Genomic DNA, 21,130 nt, shown 5'->3' with positions numbered 1-21,130 from the left:
CAATGGCGACTGTCGTTCTGCAGGCTGTGGGTGCTGCCGTCGGTGGCATTTTTGGCCCTGTCGGTGCTGCCATCGGCGCCGGGCTTGGCGCAATGGGTGGCTATGCCATCGATACGGCTATCATCAACTCCACCCGCCATATGGAAGGGGCAAGGCTCAACAGCGGTCGTGTTGCCACAGCCGAAGAAGGGGCGGCTTTGCCTTTCGTCTACGGTACAGCAAGACTTTCCGGCACGCTGATATGGGCCACGCGCTTTGAGGAAAAGAAAACCACCGAACGCCAAGGTGGCAAGGGTGGTCCGAAAGTGACCTCTTACAGCTATTTTGGCAATGCAGCCTATGCTGTTGCCGAGGGTGAAATTGCGGGCATTCGCCGTGTCTGGGCCGACGGACAGGAGCTTGATCTTACCGAGATTGAAATGCGCGTTTATCATGGGACGGATACGCAGCAACCGGACCCGCTTATTGAAGCAAAGCAGGGCACAGGTAATGCTCCCGCCTATCGCGGAACGGCCTATATCGTATTTGAACGTATTCCTCTCGATGCTTACGGAAATCGCCTGCCGCAGTTTCAGTTCGAAGTTATACGTCCCGTCGGAAAGCTTGCGCGAGATGTCCGTGCTGTTGCCCTCATCCCCGGTTCAACGGAGTTTGGTCTTTCGCCAACTCCGGTTAAGGATCGACCGATAGCGGGTGAAAGCCGCTCGCTTAACCGTAATGCAAAACGCGGTCGCAGTGATTGGACTGTAGCCATGGATGAGCTGCAGGCGCTTTGCCCTCAATTGCAGCATGTGGCGATCGTCCTGCCGTGGTTCGGCGACGACTTGCGCGCAGGATATTGCCAGATAAGGCCGGGCGTTACACATAAGAGCGCTTTGTCATCAAGCCAGACATGGAAAGTTGAGAGTGTTACGCGTAACGGAGCCCACCTGATTTCGCGGAGCGGCGAGGGGGCTGCCTATGGGGGTACGCCATCCGACAAGAGTGTGATCGATGCAATCCGCGATGCCAAGGCGCGTGGTCTGAAGGTAACACTATATCCTTTCATCATGATGGACGTTCCCGCCGATAACTCGTTGCCGTCGCCTTACGGTGGTGTGGGACAATCCGTTTATCCGTGGCGTGGACGCATAACGTGTAGTCCTGCTATTGGTATCTCCGGAACGCCGGACAAGACGCTGGAAGCGGCCAATCAGGTTACGGCTTTTGTCAACGGAACATGGGGTTACAGACGCTTTCTGAATCATTGTGCCAACCTCGCGGTGCAGGCGGGCGGGGTCGATGCCTTTCTGCTAGGTTCCGAATTGCGAGGTCTCACCAGCATCCGCGAAAGCCGAGAAAGTTTTCCGTTCGTAACCCATCTCTGCACGCTTGCAGCCGAAATGCGCACGAAGCTTGGGGCAACCTGCCACATCAGTTATGGCGCGGACTGGACGGAATATTTCGGCTATCAGACGCAGGATGGTACTGGTGATCTCTTCTTCAATCTCGACCCGTTATGGGGGCATCCGGCCATCAATGCCGTTGGTATCGACAATTACATGCCGCTCGCTGACTGGCGAGACAGCGACCTTGATGGTGGCAATCCCGATGGTTTTGAAGGTGCCTACGATCTCGATGGTCTGAGCAATAGCATCGAAGCGGGTGAAGGCTTCGACTGGTATTATGCTAATAGTGAAGACCGGGAACAGCGCGTGCGCACGCCAATCACCGATGGGCTTGCGGGCAAGCCATGGATCTATCGATACAAAGACATTCGCTCATGGTGGAGCAATCCGCACTATAATCGCATCAATGGCGCCGAGGCTCTCACGCCAACGGCATGGGCTCCACAATCAAAGCCCATATGGTTCACCGAACTGGGATGCCCGGCGGTCGATAAAGGGCCAAATCAGCCGAATGTGTTTCCTGATCCGAAATCGTCGGAAAACGCGACCCCCTATTTTTCGAATGGGGCGCGTTCCGATATTGCGATGGATCGCTTTCTGCGTGCGCATTATGACTACTGGCCGAATAAGAACCCAGTCTCCTCCATCTATGGCGGAGCGATGCTCGACATGGACCGTGTCTATCTCTGGTCATGGGATACAAGACCGTTTCCGGAATTTCCACTGAAAGCCGATATATGGGGAGACACACCAAACTGGCGGTTGGGACATTGGCTCAATGGCCGCATGAGCGGTGTTGCACTCGATGAGCTTATTGCAGCGATCCTCGCAGATTTTGGTTTGCCGGAAGCGGATTGTACAGGTGCGGACGGGCATCTGGCAGGCTTTGTGATTTCAGAACCAAGCACGGCTCGCGGTGTGCTGGAGCCACTGATGAATGTGTTTGGCGTGCATGGTTTTGAACAGGCGGGGCAATTCAAGTTCCGAAGTATTGACCGTGCGGCTCCTGTGCTTGATGTGGCGGCCACGCTTGTTGAGCCGACCGATGGCGAAGCGATGACCGCAATTCTCGAGGATCACGGCGATTTACCCTCTATAGCTGAGTTCTATTGCAACGATCCGTTGCGTGATTTTCAGGTGATAGGAGCATCGGTTCGCCGTGATACGGGCCAAGGTACGGAAAGCTTTAGTCTTGCCGGGTCGATGGAAGCAGGACAGGCGACGGCACTCGCCGAAGCTTGGATGGCGCGCCGTTATGCCGAACGGCGGACAGCAAGCTTTTCCCTGCCTTGGTCTGAGGCCGCTCTTCATGTCGGTGACCGTGTTCGGCTCGATATGCTTGGTGGTGGGCGCGACTATGTCGTATCATCTCTGGAAGACGGAGAGGTGCGGGTGGTCAAGGCTGTGGCTCTGGCACCTAATGTGGTTTTTGCTGATAGAGGGGAAACGCCGCAGCTCACACCGGGAACACCTGTTTCCGATATGAAGCCGATTTTTCAGCTCATCGATCTGCCGCTTTGGCCAGGTGCAGAAGATCCGGCTGGTCAGTTTCGTATTGCCTGCCATGCGAAGCCGTGGCGTGGCGTTGCGACTTATGCTTCACCATCCGATCAGGGCTTTGTCGAGCGCAGCCTGATTGGGGAACGCGCAGTGATGGGTGAACTGACAGCTCCGTTGCCCGGTGGAGCAAGCGGACGACTGATTGATGGTCAAATGCTGGAACTGCTGCTGTATTCTGGCGAGTTGGCATCCAAACCGCTCCCACAAATCCTCAATGGCGCCAATACAGCACTCGTGCAGTCCTCTGACGGGGATTGGGAAGTTCTGCAGTTTCTCGAGGCTGAAGAAATCGGCCAGAACCACTGGCGGCTGCGTCGACTTTTGCGTGGGCAGCTTGGCACAGAATTCGCTAGCGCCAATGAAAAGCCGGCAGGTAGAGCTTTTATCCTGCTGGATGGTGGCGTTCAAGGCATCGGTTTGCAAACATCTGAAATTGGTTTGGAACTCCACTGGCGCATTGGCGCGGCGGGCAAATCGTTCTCTGATGAGTACTTTGATACTGTCAAAGCAATAGGCGGAATTCAGGCATTGAGGCCTTTGAGCCCAGTCCATCTAAGGGCTGAGAAGCTGTCCAATGGCGATTTGTCGCTTTGCTGGATCAGACGCGGGCGTATCGATGCCGATAGCTGGTTGGGTAGCGATATTCCGCTTGGCGAGGACAGTGAAAACTATCTGGTGGAAGTTTGGCAAGCTGGGGCAAAGCTCAAAACTGCTGAGGTGCTGACGACATCGTGGATATACCCGAGTGATGAGCGACTTGCCGAGGCTGGAACGAATAGTTTCGAGATTCGGGTTGCAATGCTTGGCGCGAGAATAGGCGCAGGTGATTTTGCTTCAATCGTAATCCAGAGCAATTTTTAACATAAAAGGAAATCTCGTGACTGAAGATAAAGTCTGGTATCTTTCCCGCACGGTTTGGGCTGGGCTCGTGGCGTTGTTTCTTTCGTTGGCAGGTGCTTTCGGTCTGGTGAGCGAAACGATTGATCAAGGCGCGCTCACTGATGTGTTACTGCAACTCGCTACCGCAATTGCGGGGCTTATCGCCGTTTTTGGGCGAATACGGGCAACTTCACGCATTTCATAATTTTATAATCCGTGATAGCAGAGTTATAAAATGCGCCTGATACCGGATTGTTGACGGATAGTCCGGATAATATTATGCGTAAAAACAATGGTTTAAATAGTAACGGACCTGGTTTCAGAACTTTTGCTATTTTATGGGCTTAATTTCCTTTGCGTCATTCGGCGGAGTGTATTGTTCATGCATCGTTCAGCTGACAGGCGCTATATAAGGGGCATGATGAAACAGAACCCTGCTCTCAAAATCTTCGCGCTTCTGGCCGTTAGCATTGGTCTGTTGCCGGTGAACGCCGGTGCCCTGCCAATTGCGACGCCACAGAAGTCTAATCTTCTGCTTGCTGCCGCTGCGGATTGTGCGGCTGTGGGTGAACAGGTGGCTGCCTCGCAGGGTGGTCAATTGGCGAAATCGACGCCGACGACGCAAAATGGTCGTGCCATGTGTGTGGTTGTAGTGCTGGTTCCCGGGCGTGATGGTGAACGCCCACGCCGCGTTGAAGTGGCTGTACCTGCACAGTAAGCCATTTACTACACATAAAAGCAGAGGGTTATGGTTTGCGTATTCTGATCGTTGAAGACGATAAAGATCTCAACCGGCAGCTTTCGGATGCTATGACGAGCGCAGGCTATGTCGTAGATAGTGCGTTCGATGGCGAGGAAGGTCATCATCTCGGCGATACTGAACCTTATGATGCTGTGATCCTGGATATTGGCCTGCCGCAGATGGATGGCATCAGTGTTGTCGAGCGTTGGCGCCGTGACGGCCGCACAATGCCTGTCCTGATGTTGACTGCACGCGATCGCTGGAGCGATAAGGTCGCCGGCATTGATGCTGGTGCTGACGATTATGTCGCCAAGCCTTTTCATATAGAGGAAGTGCTTGCACGTTTGCGTTCGTTGATCCGACGTGCGGCAGGGCACGCATCTTCTGAACTGGTTTGCGGACCTCTTCATTTGGACACGAAAACCTCAAAAGCCAGCATCGACGGTGTGGTGCTTAAACTCACATCCCATGAATACCGACTTCTTTCTTATCTTATGCATCACAGGGATGAGGTTATATCGCGTACCGAACTGGTCGAGCATCTTTACGATCAGGATTTTGATCGAGATTCCAATACGATTGAAGTCTTTGTCGGTCGTCTACGCAAGAAGATGGGCGTCGATCTGATCGAAACCGTGCGCGGCATGGGTTATCGCATTCGCTCTGAAGAACCGCCGGAAATGAAAGGGCGCGAGAACTGAAGCTTCTTCGCATTTTCCCTCCTTTGCGTTCCCTTGCGATTCGCGTCGTAACCCTTTCGACGCTCTGGGTCATTTTGGCACTTGTTGTTGTCGCAACATTAATCAGTACGCTTTATGGCGATGCTGCGCGCAATAATTTTGAACGGCTTCTGACCGCGCATCTTTTCAGCCTTGTCGGTGCTGTCAGTATATCGCCGGATGGCACGCTGCAGGGACGCCCTGAACTGGGCGAGTTGCGCTATTCCAGTCCGCTGTCTGGCTGGTATTGGGCTGTTGACCCTGTGTCATCGAATATCAATGGTAAGCTGCAGTCGCTGTCGTCGGTGGGTCGTGTCGTACCGGAAATGCCGATATCGCAGGCACCTTTCGACAGTTCCTTCATGCGAAGCTACACTTTGCCCGGACTGAATGGCGAAGAGCTTTATATCGTGGAAACGGAAGTCGTTCTCGACAACGAAAACCGTGTTGCGCGCTTTCGGGTTATGGGCAATCTCAGTGAAGTCATGAGCGAGATTGCGGATTTCCGTGGCAAGCTGTCGCTTTATCTCGCAATATTCGGCATTGGAAGTGTGCTTATCAATGCCGCGGTGATCCTTTTTGGTTTGCGTCCACTGGATAAAGTTCGCCGTGCGCTTGCCGACATTAGAGAGGGGCGTTCGCCGAAGCTCGACACCGCGCTTCCGATAGAGATCGCGCCTCTCGCTATCGAACTGAATGCTCTGATCGAAAATAACCGCCGCATCGTTGAACGCTCGCGAACACAGGTCGGCAATCTTGCACATTCGCTCAAGACGCCTCTTTCTGTGCTAACGAACGAGGCGCGCGCAATTGGCGGCGATCAGGGGCGCATTGTTCAGGAACAGAGTGAATCCATGCAGGTGCAGATACAGCACTATTTGCAGCGCGCGCGTATTGCAGCTCAACGAGATAGCGTGGTCTTCCGAACTCCGGTTACGCCTGTACTGGAACGAATGCAGCGTGTGACTGCCAAACTCAATCCTTCTTTCAGTGTGACATTCGATAATTTGTTACCCGAAGCTGTTTTTGCCGGTGAAAAGGAAGACCTCGAAGAAATCGTCGGCAATCTGGTCGAAAATGCCGGCAAATGGGGTCGTAAGCGCGTGAAAATCAGCTTGCGACCGGTAGCAACCGCGCAGCGGCAGTTTGAAATTATTATCGAGGATGATGGTCCGGGCCTTGCCTCTGACAAGATTGAAGCTGCATTGAAGCGCGGCAACCGAGTGGACGAAACCAAGCCAGGCACAGGTCTTGGATTGGCTATCGTTCAGGACACGGTAAGGGAATATGGCGGCGCACTCGATCTGGGTAAAAGCAACCTGGGTGGTCTTCAGGTGCGTGTTGTCTTGCCGTTGACTGAAGATTGATGGTTGTGTTTGCCAGAGTGTGAACTAGAAGGTTAGAATAATAGCTGCTTCCTACGATAGTTAGTATGCTCATTTTTTACGAAGGCCCGATTGTTATGATGGTATCAAGGTTTTCTGTTCCGGCGGTTGTCGTTTGTTTGGCGTTTGCACTTTCCGCTTGTGCTACGTCCGGGGGAGGAACGGGATCTCGACTGGCTTCTATTGGCGGGCTCACTTCATCGCAACCGACGCAGCCGAATTTGCTTGCCCCCTTGGGCAACGGCTTGCTCGGCAGTTCTGCAAATCAGCTGAGCGCTGCCGATCGCAAGAATGCATTGGAATCAGAATATCGCGCGCTCGAATACTCGCCTGCCGGAAAGGCCGTTTCCTGGAGTGGAAGCGGCTCTTCATCGGGCGATGTCACCGCTGCACAACCTTATCAGGTCGGTTCGCAAAATTGCCGTCAGTATACACACAGCTTCGTTATCGGGGGGGCACCCCATAGTGTTCGCGGGACGGCTTGCCGTAATGCGGATGGAAGTTGGACGCCGTTGACATAAAGGTTTGGAAAGCATGTGAGTCGTCATATGCAGTTATGCATGCAGTGCATTGCGGGTGTTCTCGATATGCATTCTCATACTTGAAAACTTGTATTTGATGATTACTGCTTTGCGGCGAATTGCCCTAGTCAGCCGGAATCAACGCCGTTCGAGTTGGTTTTTATGCCTGCTGGGATTAAGTCTCAGCCATGGAATTCTGGTTGATTGCCGCACTGCTGACTTTTGCAGCTACTATGATTGTTTTGTTGCCGCTGACACGGAACAAGCAGGAATTTTTGCCCCCTGAAAAAAATGATCTTGAAGTCTATCGTGATCAACTGCGCGAGGTTGAGACAGACGCAGCGCGCGGTATGATTGATGCGCCAAGTGCAGAGCAGGCGCGCATTGAAATTTCCCGACGCATTCTGAGTGCCGAGAGAAGTAACTCTGAAGCAAACACTATTTCCAGACAGGTGCGCTCTGGACGACTATTGGCCTTCGCTTCGGTTTTGGCGGTGCCTTTGATTGCCTGGGGTATTTATCCAATTTTGGGTTCTCCTGATATTTCATCCATGCCTTTGGCTGCAAGGTTGGCAGATAGCCCGCAAAATAGCTCAGTTGATGAACTGGTCGCGCGCGCTGAAGCGCATCTGGCACAAAATCCAAATGATGCCCGCGGCTGGGATGTTCTGGCACCGATTTATCTGCGCTTCGGACGCGGCAATGACGCGGTTAATGCCTATCGTTCAGCAATTCGGCTGGAAGGTGAAAATTTTCAGCGCGTTCTTGGCCTTGGTGAAGCCCTGGTTGCTGTATCCGGTGGTCCGGTCACTGCGGAGGCTGAAGTTCTCTTCAATAAGGCAACCGCACTCAACCCCAACGACATTCGCCCCCAGTATTATCTTGCGCAGGGTGAATTGCAGGATGGTAATTCAGCCGGTGCCATAAATCGCCTTGAGACCCTCCTGGATAAAGCGCCCGCAGATGCTCCCTGGCGTGCACAGGTCGAGCAAACGATTGCACGCATTAAGGGTGAAAGTATTCAATCGCAGCCGTCGGTGAAGGGGCCGACTTCGGAAGACGTCGATGCTGCGGCCTCAATGAGTGCGGAAGACCGTAGAGCTATGGTTGAAGGCATGGTCCAGCGCCTTGATGAAACGCTTCGCAAAAATGGCGATAATCTCGACGGCTGGAAGCGTCTCGTCCGCTCATATATGATCCTTGATCGCCGCGATGCTGCTCTTGACGCGCTGAAGCGCGGTGCCGCGGCAATGGATGGCGAAAAGCGGGCTCAGCTTGAAAGCTTTGCCGCAGGACTTGGGTTGGAAGCAGGGAGCGCAACACAATGAGTGCGACTGCACAAGGCAATGAACGCAACATCAAGCCAGTGGGCAATTTGGCTCGTACAGTTAGCCGCAGAAAGCGCAAGCGACTGATGCTGATTGGCGGTGCTCTGGTGGTGCTGGCGATTGCGGTTGGCCTTATGCTCATGGCTTTCAGTCAGGATATCCGTTTTTTCCGAACGCCAGCCGATCTGACTGAACAGGAAATCTCATCTGGCGCACGTTTCCGGCTTGGTGGTCTTGTCGAAGAAGGCTCGGTTGTGCGAGAGGGCAGTGAGCTGCGTTTCACAGTCACTGACACGATCAAGACCGTCAAAGTCGTTTTTGAAGGCATTGTCCCTGATCTTTTCAGAGAAGGACAGGGCGTTGTTGCGGAAGGCCGCTTTGAGCCGGATGGTATTTTTCGCGCGGACAGTGTTCTTGCCAAGCATGACGAAAATTACGTTCCGAAAGACCTGGCAGACAGCCTGAAAAAGAAGGGCGTTTGGGAAGGTCAATAATGGGAACTGGAAGCGTCTATGAGTATTGAGATTGGTCATTTTGCGCTTGTCCTGGCGCTTGCTTTGTCGGTGGTTCAGTCGGTCGTACCTGTTGTGGGCGCTCAACGCCGAGACATGCAACTGATGGGCGTTGCTGTTCCTACAGCTCTTGCGGTATTCGCCCTGATTGCTTTTTCTTTTGCAGTCCTGACCTTTGCTTACATTGTGTCGGATTTTTCGGTGCTGAATGTTGTCGAGAATTCACACTCGCAAAAGCCGATGCTCTATAAGATCACCGGCGTGTGGGGTAATCACGAAGGCTCGATGCTACTTTGGGTGCTTATTCTGAGTTTCTTCAGCGCCCTTGTTGCAGCCTTTTCCGGAAATCTCCCGGAAACCCTGCGGGCGAACGTACTTGGCGTTCAGGGCTGGATCGGTACTGCATTTCTTGCCTTTATCATTTTTACCTCCAATCCCTTCACGCGCATTGTTCCCGCCCCGATTGAAGGCGGTGATCTCAATCCCATCCTGCAGGACATTGGTCTCGCAATCCATCCGCCGCTGCTCTATCTCGGCTATGTGGGCTTTTCAGTCTGTTTCTCGTTCGCTGTGGCCGCTTTGATCGAAGGTCGTCTCGACGCCGCATGGGCGCGTTGGGTTCGTCCTTGGGCGCTGGTTGCATGGATGTTTCTCACTGGTGGCATCGCCATGGGGTCTTATTGGGCCTATTACGAACTCGGGTGGGGCGGCTGGTGGTTCTGGGATCCGGTTGAAAATGCGTCCTTCATGCCCTGGCTGGTTGGTACGGCCTTGCTTCATTCCGCTATTGTCATGGAAAAGCGCTCAGCGCTTAAAATCTGGACAGTGCTACTGGCGATTCTGACCTTCTCGTTGTCGCTGCTCGGCACTTTCCTTGTGCGTTCCGGTGTGCTGACGTCGGTGCACAGTTTTGCGACTGACCCGGGCCGTGGACTGTTTATTCTTGCCATTCTCGCAATCTTTATCGGTGGGTCGCTGTCGCTGTTTGCGTTGCGCGTGCAAAGCCTCTCATCGGGTGGGCTCTTTCAGCCAATCTCGCGTGAAGGTGCACTGGTCTTCAACAATCTCTTCCTTACAACAGCCGCTGCAACCGTTCTCATTGGCACGCTTTATCCACTGTTGCTGGAAGTTCTGACCGGAGAGAAAATTTCTGTTGGTGCGCCATTCTTCAACATGACATTTGGGCCACTGATGATTCCGCTGCTTTTCGCGGTTCCGTTCGGGCCATTGCTGGCATGGAAACGGGGTGATCTTTATGGTGTTGCACAAAGGCTGATGGTGGCTTTTGCTTTTGCTCTCATTACAGTGGGTATCGTTCTGTGGCAGAGCAATTCTCATTCGGTTCTCGCTGCTATGGGCGTTGGCCTCGCCGTGTGGCTAATTGTCGGAAGCCTCACTGATCTGTGGCTTAAGGCGGGCATTGGCAAGGTTTCGGCGTTCAAAGCGGTCTCCCGTTTCAAAGGCCTTCCGCGTTCGGTTTTCGGGACTGCGCTGGCGCATATCGGTCTTGGTCTGACGCTGCTTGGCATTGTCAGTGTGACCACCTTTGGAACAGAAAATGTTCTGGTCATGCGCCCCGGTGAAACCACAAAGGCAGCGGATTATTCGTTGCGATTTGATGGTTTGCGTCCACTGACCGGATCGAATTTCACTGAAAATCGCGGAACGTTCACACTGATCGATTCTTCGGGTCGCGAGATGGGATTGATTGAGCCGTCGAAGCGGTTTTTCCCCGCTCGGCAGATGCCAACGACGGAATCCGGCATCAAAACACTGTGGTTCAGTCAGGTTTATGTGGCTTTGGGGGACGAGCCGGGCGATGGCTCGATCGTTGTTCGCGTTTGGTGGAAGCCGCATGTAACACTGATCTGGTATGGTGCACTGGTTATGATGATTGGCGCAATCTTTTCGCTTGCGGATCGTCGTTTGCGTGTTGGTGCTCCATCGAAGGCGCGTAAGCCCTCTTCGAAAGAGGCAGGGGTGACCATATGAAGATCGGAAAAAGATTAATTGCAGCTTTACTGACGCTTTTGCTGGCATTTCACATGTCAGCCGCTTTTGCGGTTAATCCAGACGAAATACTTTCTGATCCGCAACTGGAAAAGCGCGCTAGGCAAATCTCGGCTGAGCTGCGTTGTATGGTTTGCCAGAACGAATCGATCGACGATTCCAATGCCGAACTTGCACGTGATTTGCGTCTTCTGGTGCGCGAACGTCTGACATCTGGCGATTCTGATAAGCAAGTCGTCGATTTCGTGGTCGACCGCTATGGCGAGTTTGTCCTGCTGAAACCACGTTTCAATGCGCAAACGGCAATTCTCTGGGGTTTCCCGGTTGCCATTTTATTGTTTGGTGGCATTGCCTTGATGATTGCCTTCCGCAGGAGAAATGCGGTTCCAGACGTGCAAAAGCCGCTGTCTGATAGCGAAAAAGCCGAGCTTTCCCGTCTTCTCGACGATAAATAATAATTTGACGGGCTTTCAAACCTTACAAAACTTTCATTTTCCGGAAATTGAGCGGTAAGGTAGCGCTGACTATCTTACGACCATAACGGATTAACAGGGTAGGTGCCACCCAAGAGGGCCAACCCCGGATTGCTTCTTGTAAGGAGAGCCAGATGTCGAAGATCATTACTTCCAAGTATCGCAAAGGTGTTGCAGCAATTGCGCTGTCGGCAGCATTGGCTGGTGCGTTTGTCGCAACCGGCCCGATGGGTGTTATGGAAAATGCGCGTGCCGATGCGGTGAGCGTGAATGCACCTCAGCAGGCTGGCTTTGCAGACCTCGTTGAGAAAGTGCGCCCGGCAGTTGTCAGTGTTCGCGTCAAGAAAGATGTACAGGAAGCCGATAGCCGTGGTCAGCAGATGCAAACCCCTCCGGGCTTTGACCAGTTGCCAGATGGTCATCCTCTGAAGCGTTTCTTCCGTGACTTTGGCATGGAGCCACGCGGTGATGCGCGTCCTGAAGGCCGTCGTCCAGGTAAAGGTCCAAAGGCTCGCCCTGGCCATGAACGTCCATTTGCACAGGGATCTGGCTTCTTCATCTCCGAAGACGGCTACCTTGTAACCAATAATCACGTCGTTTCCGATGGTGATGCTTATAGTGTTGTTCTTGATGACGGCACAGAAATCGACGCAAAGCTGATTGGTACGGATCCCCGCACTGACCTTGCTGTCCTTAAGGTTGATGAGCCGAAAAAGAAATTCACCTATGTGAAATTTGGCGATGACAATAAGATCCGCGTTGGCGACTGGGTTGTTGCGGTCGGTAACCCCTTTGGTCTCGGTGGTACTGTAACTTCCGGCATTGTTTCGGCACGCGGTCGTGACATTGGCGCAAGTCTATATGATGACTTCATCCAGATCGATGCTGCCGTTAACAAAGGAAATTCCGGTGGTCCAACTTTCGACCAGGCGGGTGAAGTGATCGGCATCAATACCGCAATCTTCTCGCCTTCCGGCGGCAGTGTTGGTATCGCTTTCGCAATTCCTGCGTCAACAGCGAAGCAGGTTGTTGATCAGCTGATCAAGAAGGGTTCGGTCGAGCGTGGTTGGATTGGTGTTCAGATTCAGCCAGTTAATAAGGATATAGCAGCTTCGCTGGGTCTCGCTGAAGAAAAGGGTGCACTGGTCTCTTCACCGCAGGCTGATGGGCCTGCTGTAAAGGCTGGCATCAAGGCTGGTGATGTGATCACCGCCGTGAATGGTGAGACTGTACAGGATCCCCGCGATCTGGCTCGAAAGATTGCCAATATTGTGCCGGGCGAAAAGGCTGCTTTAACTGTATGGCGCAAGGGCAAGGCCGAAGAGATCGATATCAAGATCGGTGCGATGCCACAGGATCAGGGCAAGGCCGATACCGGCAAGCCCGGTTCTGGTGATACAGGGCAGGGTGAAACCCTCGACTCTTACGGCCTGACTGTCACACCGTCAGAAGATGGTGATGGCGTTGTCATCACCAATGTCGATCCTGACAGCGATGCGGCTGATCGTGGTATCCGTACCGGCGAAACCATCGTGAGCGTTAACAATCAGGTCGTTAACAGCGCAAAAGACATCGATAAGGCGATAGCAGAAGCTTCCAAGGCTGGTCGTAAGGCTGTGTTGTTGCAGCTTCAGAACGATGATCAGAGCCGCTTTGTAGCGTTGCCAATCGATCAGGAATAAGCTTGGAGCTTTTGATTGATTAACCTATCAAAACATAATGGCAGGCGGATAACCCGTCTGCCATTGCTTCATTTTGCCTGACAACCTATTGTTTTTGCAACCGTCGTCGCCTGTTTTGGGATAGAGCCATGAAAATTCTCGTTATTGAAGATGACCGCGAAGCGGCCCGTTATCTTGAGAAGGCCTTTAGCGAGGCCGGCCACTCTGCGGATATTGCGGGCGACGGTGAGACTGGTTACGCACTTGCGGAAAATGGCAATTATGATGTTCTTGTCGTTGATCGCATGTTACCGAAGCGTGACGGACTTTCAGTGGTCGCAGGCTTGCGTGCCAAAGGCATGAAAACTCCGGTTCTTATCCTTTCTGCCCTTGGAGAAGTGGATGATCGTGTGACCGGCTTGCGCGCTGGTGGCGATGATTATCTTACCAAGCCCTATGCATTTTCTGAATTGCTGGCGCGTGTGGAAGTTTTACAACGTCGCTCAAGCCCACGCGAAGCCGACACGATTTATCGTGTCGGTGATCTGGAACTGGACCGTCTGGCGCACACGGCACGCAGACAGAATGTGGACATAACACTACAGCCGCGCGAATTTCGTCTTCTCGAATATCTGATGCGTCATGCGGGCCAGGTTGTCACGCGCACGATGTTGCTCGAAAACGTTTGGGATTATCATTTTGATCCGCAGACAAATGTGATCGACGTGCATATTTCGAGATTGCGCTCAAAGATTGAAAAGGGCTTTGACGGCCCGCTTCTGCATACCGTTCGCGGCGCTGGTTATATGCTCAAAGCTGCGCGTACAAAAGCCTCTGCCGTTGATGCCAAGGTGGAAGGATGAGCCGTTTTTCTGCGCTCATGCGCACCACGGCTGCGCGCCTTTCTGCGCTCTACCTTCTTTTGTTTGCTGTTGGGGCAGTGGCTCTGGTCTTCTATATGACCAATCTTTCGGCTTCAATGATCAACAGTCAGACACAGGAAGCGCTGGGCGAGGAAGTTGCAAGCATTGGCAAAGCCTATGCGCGTGGTGGTATCCCCCAGCTTGTTCGGACGATTGATTATCGTTCGCGGCAGCCGGGTGCATATCTTTATCTCGTTGCCGATCCTTCCGGGCGTATTTTGTCAGGCAATGTCGAGGGCGTGGAACCGGGCGTGCTTGATACTGACGGGATCGTTGAACGGGCGTTCAAGTACCGGCGCTATGGCGAACAAGGAACAGAAACCGAGCACCGCGCGATTGCTGTGGTGATTGCGTTGCCCAATGGTATGCGCCTGCTGGTTGGTCGTGATCTTGGCGAACCTGAACGCTTCCGCGATCTTGTTCGCAGTTCGCTGATGCTGGCACTTGGTATTATGGGGGCTGGTGCCCTTCTGATCTGGTTTTTTGTTGGCCGCCGGGCACTCAAGCGTATTGATGACATGTCGCGTGCATCGCAGCGCATTATGGACGGTGATCTCACCGGGCGACTGCCTGTCAATGGTTCAGGTGACGAGTTCGACCGCTTGTCTGGCAATCTGAATGTTATGCTTGGGCGCATTCTCGAGTTGAACGAGGGCCTGAAACAGGTTTCCGATAATATTGCCCATGATCTCAAGACACCGCTTACGCGTCTGCGCAATCGTGCTGAAGAAGCTCTGTCTGGGAAGAAAGCTGGGCCGGAATATCGTGCGGCGCTCGAGGATATTATTGGCGAATCCGATCAGTTGATCCGTACATTCAGTGCGATCCTGATGATTTCTCGTCTCGAAGCAGGTTATTCGTCAGAGAACCTTGATGATATGCCTGTGGCTCCAATCGTTCGCGATGTGGCTGAAATGTACGAGCCCGTTGCGGAAGATTCAGGTGTTCAGCTTACGCTTGGTATGCTGGACGATGTGCCTCTGCGCATTAATCGTGAGTTGGTGGGGCAGACGGTTTCGAACCTCGTGGACAATGCGATCAAATATGCGCTGAGTGGTGAAAACTCCGCTGTCGTAACGCTGACAATGGAGCGTGATCCGCAATGGGTCCGCATTGTTGTTGCCGATAATGGTCCGGGTATTCCGGAAGATAAACGCGATCAGGCAACGGAGCGTTTTGTCCGTCTTGAAGAAAGCCGTACACAGCCGGGATCAGGGCTTGGTTTAAGTCTTGCCAAGGCTGTCATGAAATTGCACGGTGGCGCTCTGCGTCTGGAAGACAATGGGCCGGGCTTACGGGCCGTATTAGAGTTTCCCTTGCCGAAAGACGGTTAGTTCTGAATATTGAATGCTGAGGGGATCATGGCAGCTGGCGACGCAAAGGCACTCTTCTTTGATCGAAACCTTTGTGGTCTGACGCCACTTGATCCCGAGAGAGCACGTTCTTATCTGGCTGATCTTAACGAACGGGCGCAGGACGAAGAAGCCAAAACTGTTGTCGAGCTTTTGCGCAACGATAAAGCGCAGAAGTTTCTGTCGGCAGTTCTAGATCTTTCGCCATTTATCCGTGAATCGTTGATCCGGCAGCCGCGCATCCTTGACAAGCTTGCGTCCAAAGCGCCTGAAGAAGCGCTGGCAGAAGTGCTTGCGGAAATTTCAAATTCCGGCACAGAAGATGGCGTTAGCGAAGCCACTCTGATGACCGGTTTGCGTGAGCGAAAGCGTGCGGCGCATGTGCTGATTGCGCTTTGCGATCTGGCACAGATTTTCAACACAGAGGCAACGACTGGCTGGCTGACTGATCTTGCGGAAGCGTGCACTGGTGCTGCGATCCGCTTTCTTCTTCGCGAAGCAGATAGCGCTGGCAAGCTCAAACTTGTGGACCGGGACAATCCTGAAAAGGAAAGTGGCTGGATCGTGCTTGGCATGGGCAAGTTTGGTGCCCGTGAGCTGAACTATTCTTCCGATATTGATCTGATTGTTTTCATTGATTCAGAGCGCCCGGCGATTATTGATCCTTATGAATGTGTTGACACGTTTTCGCGGCTGACACGCCGCCTGGTCCGTATTTTGCAGGATCGCACCGCTGACGGATATGTCTTTCGCGTTGATCTGCGTTTGCGCCCTGATCCGGGGTCAACGCCGTTGGCAATACCCGTTGGAGCCGCCCTTCATTATTATGAAGGGCGTGGTCAGAACTGGGAACGTGCTGCAATGATCAAGGCGCGTCCGGTGGCGGGTGATCGTGAAGCCGGCTTGCAGGTTCTGGCAGAACTGGCCCCTTATGTCTGGCGCAAATATCTCGATTATGCAGCTATTGCTGACGTTCATTCGATCAAGCGCCAGATACACGCACATAAAGGCCACGGCGATATCGCCGTACGTGGGCATAATGTAAAACTTGGCCGCGGAGGTATTCGCGAGATCGAGTTTTTTGTGCAAACGCAGCAATTGATTGCAGGGGGACGCTTCCCTGAACTGCGCGGCAACCAGACCGTTCCGATGTTGGGAAGACTGGCCGAGCGAGGCTGGATTACGGAAAAGGCGCGTGATGCACTCGCCAAGGAATATTATTTTCTGCGTGACGTAGAACATCGTATCCAGATGATTGCCGACGAGCAGACTCATATTCTTCCCGAAGATGATGAAGGATTTGCCCGTGTCGCGCATATGATGGGTTATAGCGATCCGGCAAAGTTTTCTGACGTATTTTTATCGGCGCTCAAAGTCGTGGAAAAGCATTATGCTGCACTTTTTGAGCAGGCACCCGAACTTGGCTCATCCAGCGGCAATCTGGTTTTCACCGGTGACGTGGATGATCCGGACACATTGGAAACGCTGGCTTCTATGGGCTACGAACGGCCCAGTGACATATGTCGTGTTATCCGTACATGGCATTTTGGCCGTTATCGGGCCACGCAATCCGCTGAAGCGCGTGAGCGTCTTACCGAACTGACGCCAGCCCTTTTACAAGCTTTTGCGGCAACAAAACGCGCCGATGAATCGCTTTTGCGGTTTGATAGCTTCCTGCAAGGGCTGCCGTCGGGCATTCAGCTTTTCAGCCTGTTGCAGTCAAATCCTCGTCTTCTCAATCTTCTTGTGATGATTATGAGTGCTGCCCCCCGGCTGGCTGAGGTCATAACACGCAATCCGCATGTCTTTGATGGGCTTCTCGACCCGGCAATTTTTTCTGAAATGCCGACGCGCAATTATCTCGAAGAACGGCTGCGCGTATTTCTCGGATCAGCAAGTGATTACGAGGAGGTACTCGATCGCCTGAGGATTTTCGCCGCCGAGCATCGTTTCCTGATTGGTGTTCGTTTGCTCACCGGCGCCATTGATGGCGTGCGGGCGGGACGCGCCTTTTCTGATCTGGCCGAACTGATGGTCGGCAAGGCATTTGAAGCCGTTGAATCTGAACTGCAACGCCGCCATGGAAAGGTGAAGGGCGCTAAAGTCGCATTGCTTGCCATGGGCAAACTTGGCAGCCGAGAGCTGACCGCCGGTTCTGACGTCGATCTGATCCTGCTTTATGACCATGACAAGGATGCAGACGAGTCGGATGGTGAAAAGCCTTTGGCTCCTTCGCAATATTATATTCGGCTGACACAGCGTTTGATTGCAGCCTTGTCTGCGCCAACCGCTGAGGGTGTGCTTTATGAAGTTGATATGCGATTGCGTCCATCTGGCAATAAAGGTCCGGTTGCGACCCATATTGAGTCCTTTGGCAAATATCAGCGCAGTGAGGCATGGACATGGGAGCATATGGCACTCACACGCGCGCGCCCAATTCATGGCGACGCGGATTTCATTGATTTCATCAAGGATGAAATTGATGATGTTTTGTCGAGCAGGGCTGATACACAGAAAATTGCCAAAGATGTTCGTGAAATGCGCGATCTTATTTACGAACAAAAGCCACCACGTGACGATTGGGATTTCAAGCTGAAGCCCGGAGGTATTGTCGATCTGGAGTTCATTGCACAGTTTGCTGTTTTGATTGGAAAAGTGACAAAGCACCCACGCCCCTTGGCAACAGAGGACGTGCTGGCGAGCCTTGATCCATCATTCGCTGACCCGAAGACGATCGATGATCTCGTTCAAGCGCATCGCTTTTATACCAATCTAAGCCAGACCATTCGGCTATGTCTGGGAAGTGACGCAGCACGCGAAGAGTTTATTCCGGGAATGGTCGATCTTCTGTGCCGCGCGGCCGAACTACCGGACATCGCTCGTGTCGAACACCATGTTGACGAACTGGCTGCAAATGTTCGGGCAAGCTTCGAACGGCTTATCGGATAATCAAGCTGCGTGAATTGCTGTGCCGGGATTAGTCGCAGACCACTGTTTGCGGTCTGGAATGCAGACTGCAACAATGGTTCCAACGCCTTCCGTAGAACGGATGCGCAACCAGCCGCCATGCAATTCAGCGAGTGAGCGTGTGATCGCGAGGCCAAGGCCTGAACCGCTATGCGTTTTGGTGAACTGATTTTCCACCTGCTCAAAGGGCTGGCCGATTTTCTTGAGTGCAGACTTTGGAATGCCGACGCCTGTATCCTGAATAGTCATGAACAGGGCTGATCCGGTTTTGCGTGCGCGCACGGTGATATGGCCATTATAAGAAGTAAATTTCACCGCATTGGACAGAAGGTTGATCAGCACCTGCTTAACCGCACGACGGTCAGCGTTGAGTTGCATATTGTCTTCTATCCGGGTTTCAACCGTGATGTTCTTCTCATCGGCTTGTAACGAAATCATGCGTACGGTTTCTTTGATCAACGGACAGAGATCAATTTCCTCGCGATCTAGTGAGAAATGACCGGCTTCAATCTTCGACATATCGAGAATGTCATTGATAACGTTGAGCAGGAAGTTACCGCTCGTATGGATATCGTTGATATACTCCTCATAACGATCCGATCCGAGCGGGCCGAATGTGCCAGCCTGAATCATTTCCGAGAAGCCGATGATTGCATTGAGCGGCGTTCGCAACTCGTGGGACATGTTAGCGAGGAATTCGGATTTTGAGCGGTTTGCAGCTTCTGCACGCTCTTTTTCCTGACCATATTTACGCGCCAGTTCTGAAAGCTCACGCACGCGGTCGCGTTCGCCTTTCCGCGCAATTGAAAGGTCGTGAATGGTTGCCATCAGGCGCCGTTCGCTATCGACGAGACGTTCCTGATGCTGCTTGATCTGGGTGATATCGGTCGCAATGGAAACGAGACCACCGTCCTGGGTGCGGCGTTCGTTGACCTGAAGCCAGCGGCCATCGCTCAACTGGCGTTCAAAGGTCTGACCGCCTGCGCGATTATGCTCATTCGCCATGCGACGTTCGAAGCTGAAAGGCCGCGTATGCGCATCAACTTCATTGCGCGGTACGCCGGGTTTCAATGTCCAGACTGGAAGACCTGCATATTCACTGAACTTGGAGTTCGCCATGACCAGACGATTATTGGCATCCCAGAGTACGAAGGCCTCGGAAATATTTTCAATAGCCTCGCGTATGCGCATGTCAGCCTCTGCCGTCTGCTGTGCAAAGCGATGTTGTTCGCTGACGTCAAAAGCTATGCCGACAAGATGTAGCTCGTTTTCGGCGGCGATCTCGGCACGAACGCGCATCCATACCCATGAGCCGTCAGCGTGACGCATACGGAAAACACGGTCCACATGCGAAATATCGCCGGCCGCAGCCTGCTCCGCAATGGAATAGAGATCACCGTCTTCTGGATTGATGATGGCCGATACATCGCCAAAAGCGAGAACAGCATCCTGCGCTTCGTAGCCCAGCATTTCATACATCGATCGCGACCAGTATATGCGCCCGCGTGCCATATCCCAGTCCCAAAGACCGCCACGTCCACGCGCCAGAGCCATATCAATACGGCGCTGGATTTGGCCCGAGAGATCGTCGGCTTCACGAGCGCGCGCTGCCTGACTAAAATAGGCATAGAGAATGGCAAACATCACGCCAGTCGTGCCGGCGAAGAGTGTTACATTCAGCGATACTGCACGTTTCCATTCTGCAAATATTGTTTTTTCCGGTTCAGCTGCAATGATCGCGTAAGGAACCGTAATCGGTTTTGAAACCGTTCCAAAAGCAACTTCGCCATTCATCACGATTGTCAGAACGCCTGCACGCTCTGCAAACATGAAGAGAGGTTGAATGTCACTGAAAACATCGTCAGCTCTTTTTCCGACAATGTCTGTCGAAGGCCCGGATGCGGTGATTATGACCGAGTCGTCATTAACGAGAGCGACGGTCATTCCGCTGGAGGAAAGCCCGCGGGAACGAAATTCGGCAATCGTATCGTCGAGATCTTTGGGCGACATTTGTACGCCAGCCTGCATGCCATTGGCAGCACGTTCAATCATTTGCGCCAGATTGGCCGTTGCGGCAGAGAGAGCTGCTTTGTGCTGAAGCTCAATGTCTTCACGCCAGGAAAGCATTGAGAAAACACGCGCCACACCAAGTATAATCAGAAAAATAATAATAAGAGCAGGAACAAGACGGCGCAGAGCAGGTTCAACGGCCATAAATTTTCCATATGCAGGGCCTGCGAGAAGTTTGGCGTGACCTGAAAGCCTGCCTTTCTTTCTCTTGCCGCCGGAGTCACGATTATTCTCCGCCGTCGCGTTATACGCGTCGGTGCTCGCCATCTACAGGCCCCTCTGATGTATCAAAACAGTTCTAGAATACGCAAGAAGCGCTGTCCGCCCGGAACTGTGTGAACTGAAATTTCTACTCGAAATTTTTCGGAATACGCCGTCTCCGAATAAAGCTACTGAATCAAAAGTGATTCGTGCTGTCCAGCGAATTCGTTAACGAGATGTAAAAAACACAATTCCAGTGTTCAGATTTTCTGTTCAATCTCAATATCTTAAGCGGAATCGGTTTACGAGCGCGCTTATCTAACATCCTGAAAAGACTCATAAAAGCCATAAGCCTTTTCAGGTTTTATGCTGCTTTGCCTGAATATTAAGGGAACGATCAAATCCGGCCTGAACTAAGGCAGGATTTGATGAAAAGGCG

Annotated in this window: 15 protein-coding genes; 14 read left to right on the top strand and 1 reads right to left on the bottom strand. The window is 52.8% G+C overall.

The genetic code is table 11. From position 1 onward, the window contains the following. The first annotated feature begins 2 nt into the window (after positions 1-2). The 14 genes from H5024_RS09455 (at position 3) to H5024_RS09390 (ending at position 18,402) form a co-directional block, all read left to right on the top strand. The gene (locus H5024_RS09455) at positions 3-3,809 is read left to right on the top strand and encodes a glycoside hydrolase/phage tail family protein (RefSeq protein WP_187545770.1); all 3,807 of its coding nucleotides are present in this window, start codon (positions 3-5) and stop codon (positions 3,807-3,809) included. Positions 3,810-3,825: 16 nt separating this feature from the next. Further along, on the top strand, positions 3,826-4,032 hold the full coding sequence (locus H5024_RS09450) for a hypothetical protein (protein ID WP_187545767.1): 207 nt from the start codon (positions 3,826-3,828) through the stop codon (positions 4,030-4,032). Positions 4,033-4,248: 216 nt separating this feature from the next. Next, positions 4,249-4,545 carry a hypothetical protein gene (locus H5024_RS09445; RefSeq protein ID WP_187546740.1) on the top strand — a complete coding sequence of 99 codons (297 nt, stop codon included), beginning with the start codon at positions 4,249-4,251 and terminating at the stop codon, positions 4,543-4,545. 35 nt (positions 4,546-4,580) lie between these two features. Continuing rightward, positions 4,581-5,270 (top strand): response regulator transcription factor, encoded by a 690-nt coding sequence (locus tag H5024_RS09440; RefSeq protein ID WP_187545764.1) that lies wholly within the window; start codon positions 4,581-4,583, stop codon positions 5,268-5,270. A 74-nt stretch (positions 5,271-5,344) separates the two neighbouring features. Beyond that, a complete protein-coding gene (locus H5024_RS09435) occupies positions 5,345-6,655 on the top strand; it encodes an ATP-binding protein (protein WP_187546737.1) in 1,311 nt (436 codons plus the stop codon). Between the two features lie 65 nt (positions 6,656-6,720). Beyond that, positions 6,721-7,194 (top strand): hypothetical protein, encoded by a 474-nt coding sequence (locus H5024_RS09430; RefSeq protein WP_187545762.1) that lies wholly within the window; start codon positions 6,721-6,723, stop codon positions 7,192-7,194. A 188-nt stretch (positions 7,195-7,382) separates the two neighbouring features. Continuing rightward, positions 7,383-8,522 (top strand): c-type cytochrome biogenesis protein CcmI, encoded by a 1,140-nt coding sequence (gene ccmI, locus H5024_RS09425; protein WP_187545759.1) that lies wholly within the window; start codon positions 7,383-7,385, stop codon positions 8,520-8,522. Next, on the top strand, positions 8,519-9,016 hold the full coding sequence (gene ccmE, locus H5024_RS09420) for a cytochrome c maturation protein CcmE (RefSeq protein ID WP_187545757.1): 498 nt from the start codon (positions 8,519-8,521) through the stop codon (positions 9,014-9,016). Before ccmI ends, ccmE begins: the two co-directional genes overlap by 4 nt. An 18-nt stretch (positions 9,017-9,034) precedes the next feature. Next, the gene (locus tag H5024_RS09415) at positions 9,035-11,026 is read left to right on the top strand and encodes a heme lyase CcmF/NrfE family subunit (protein WP_187545754.1); all 1,992 of its coding nucleotides are present in this window, start codon (positions 9,035-9,037) and stop codon (positions 11,024-11,026) included. Next, the gene (locus tag H5024_RS09410; RefSeq protein WP_187545752.1) at positions 11,023-11,499 is read left to right on the top strand and encodes a cytochrome c-type biogenesis protein; all 477 of its coding nucleotides are present in this window, start codon (positions 11,023-11,025) and stop codon (positions 11,497-11,499) included. The genes H5024_RS09415 and H5024_RS09410 overlap by 4 nt, the downstream gene beginning before the upstream one ends. 152 nt (positions 11,500-11,651) lie before the next feature. After that, positions 11,652-13,199, top strand: coding sequence for a Do family serine endopeptidase (locus H5024_RS09405; protein ID WP_187545749.1), 1,548 nt, complete (start codon positions 11,652-11,654; stop codon positions 13,197-13,199). 128 nt (positions 13,200-13,327) lie between these two features. Beyond that, positions 13,328-14,041 carry a response regulator transcription factor gene (locus tag H5024_RS09400; protein ID WP_187545747.1) on the top strand — a complete coding sequence of 238 codons (714 nt, stop codon included), beginning with the start codon at positions 13,328-13,330 and terminating at the stop codon, positions 14,039-14,041. After that, positions 14,038-15,435 carry a HAMP domain-containing sensor histidine kinase gene (locus tag H5024_RS09395; RefSeq protein ID WP_187545744.1) on the top strand — a complete coding sequence of 466 codons (1,398 nt, stop codon included), beginning with the start codon at positions 14,038-14,040 and terminating at the stop codon, positions 15,433-15,435. Before H5024_RS09400 ends, H5024_RS09395 begins: the two co-directional genes overlap by 4 nt. A 27-nt stretch (positions 15,436-15,462) precedes the next feature. After that, entirely contained in the window at positions 15,463-18,402 is a 2,940-nt protein-coding gene (locus H5024_RS09390; protein ID WP_187545741.1) for a bifunctional [glutamine synthetase] adenylyltransferase/[glutamine synthetase]-adenylyl-L-tyrosine phosphorylase, read from the top strand. On the opposite strand, the gene H5024_RS09385 is transcribed toward H5024_RS09390, so the two are convergent. After that, on the bottom strand, positions 18,403-20,757 hold the full coding sequence (locus H5024_RS09385; RefSeq protein ID WP_187545738.1) for an ATP-binding protein: 2,355 nt from the start codon (positions 20,755-20,757) through the stop codon (positions 18,403-18,405). Positions 20,758-21,130 lie beyond the last annotated feature (373 nt).

This window comes from Ochrobactrum sp. Marseille-Q0166 (assembly GCF_014397025.1).
Lineage (GTDB): Bacteria > Pseudomonadota > Alphaproteobacteria > Rhizobiales > Rhizobiaceae > Brucella.
The sequence above is the reverse complement of the archived record's forward strand: the minus strand, read 5'-3'. Positions and strand labels throughout refer to the sequence as shown.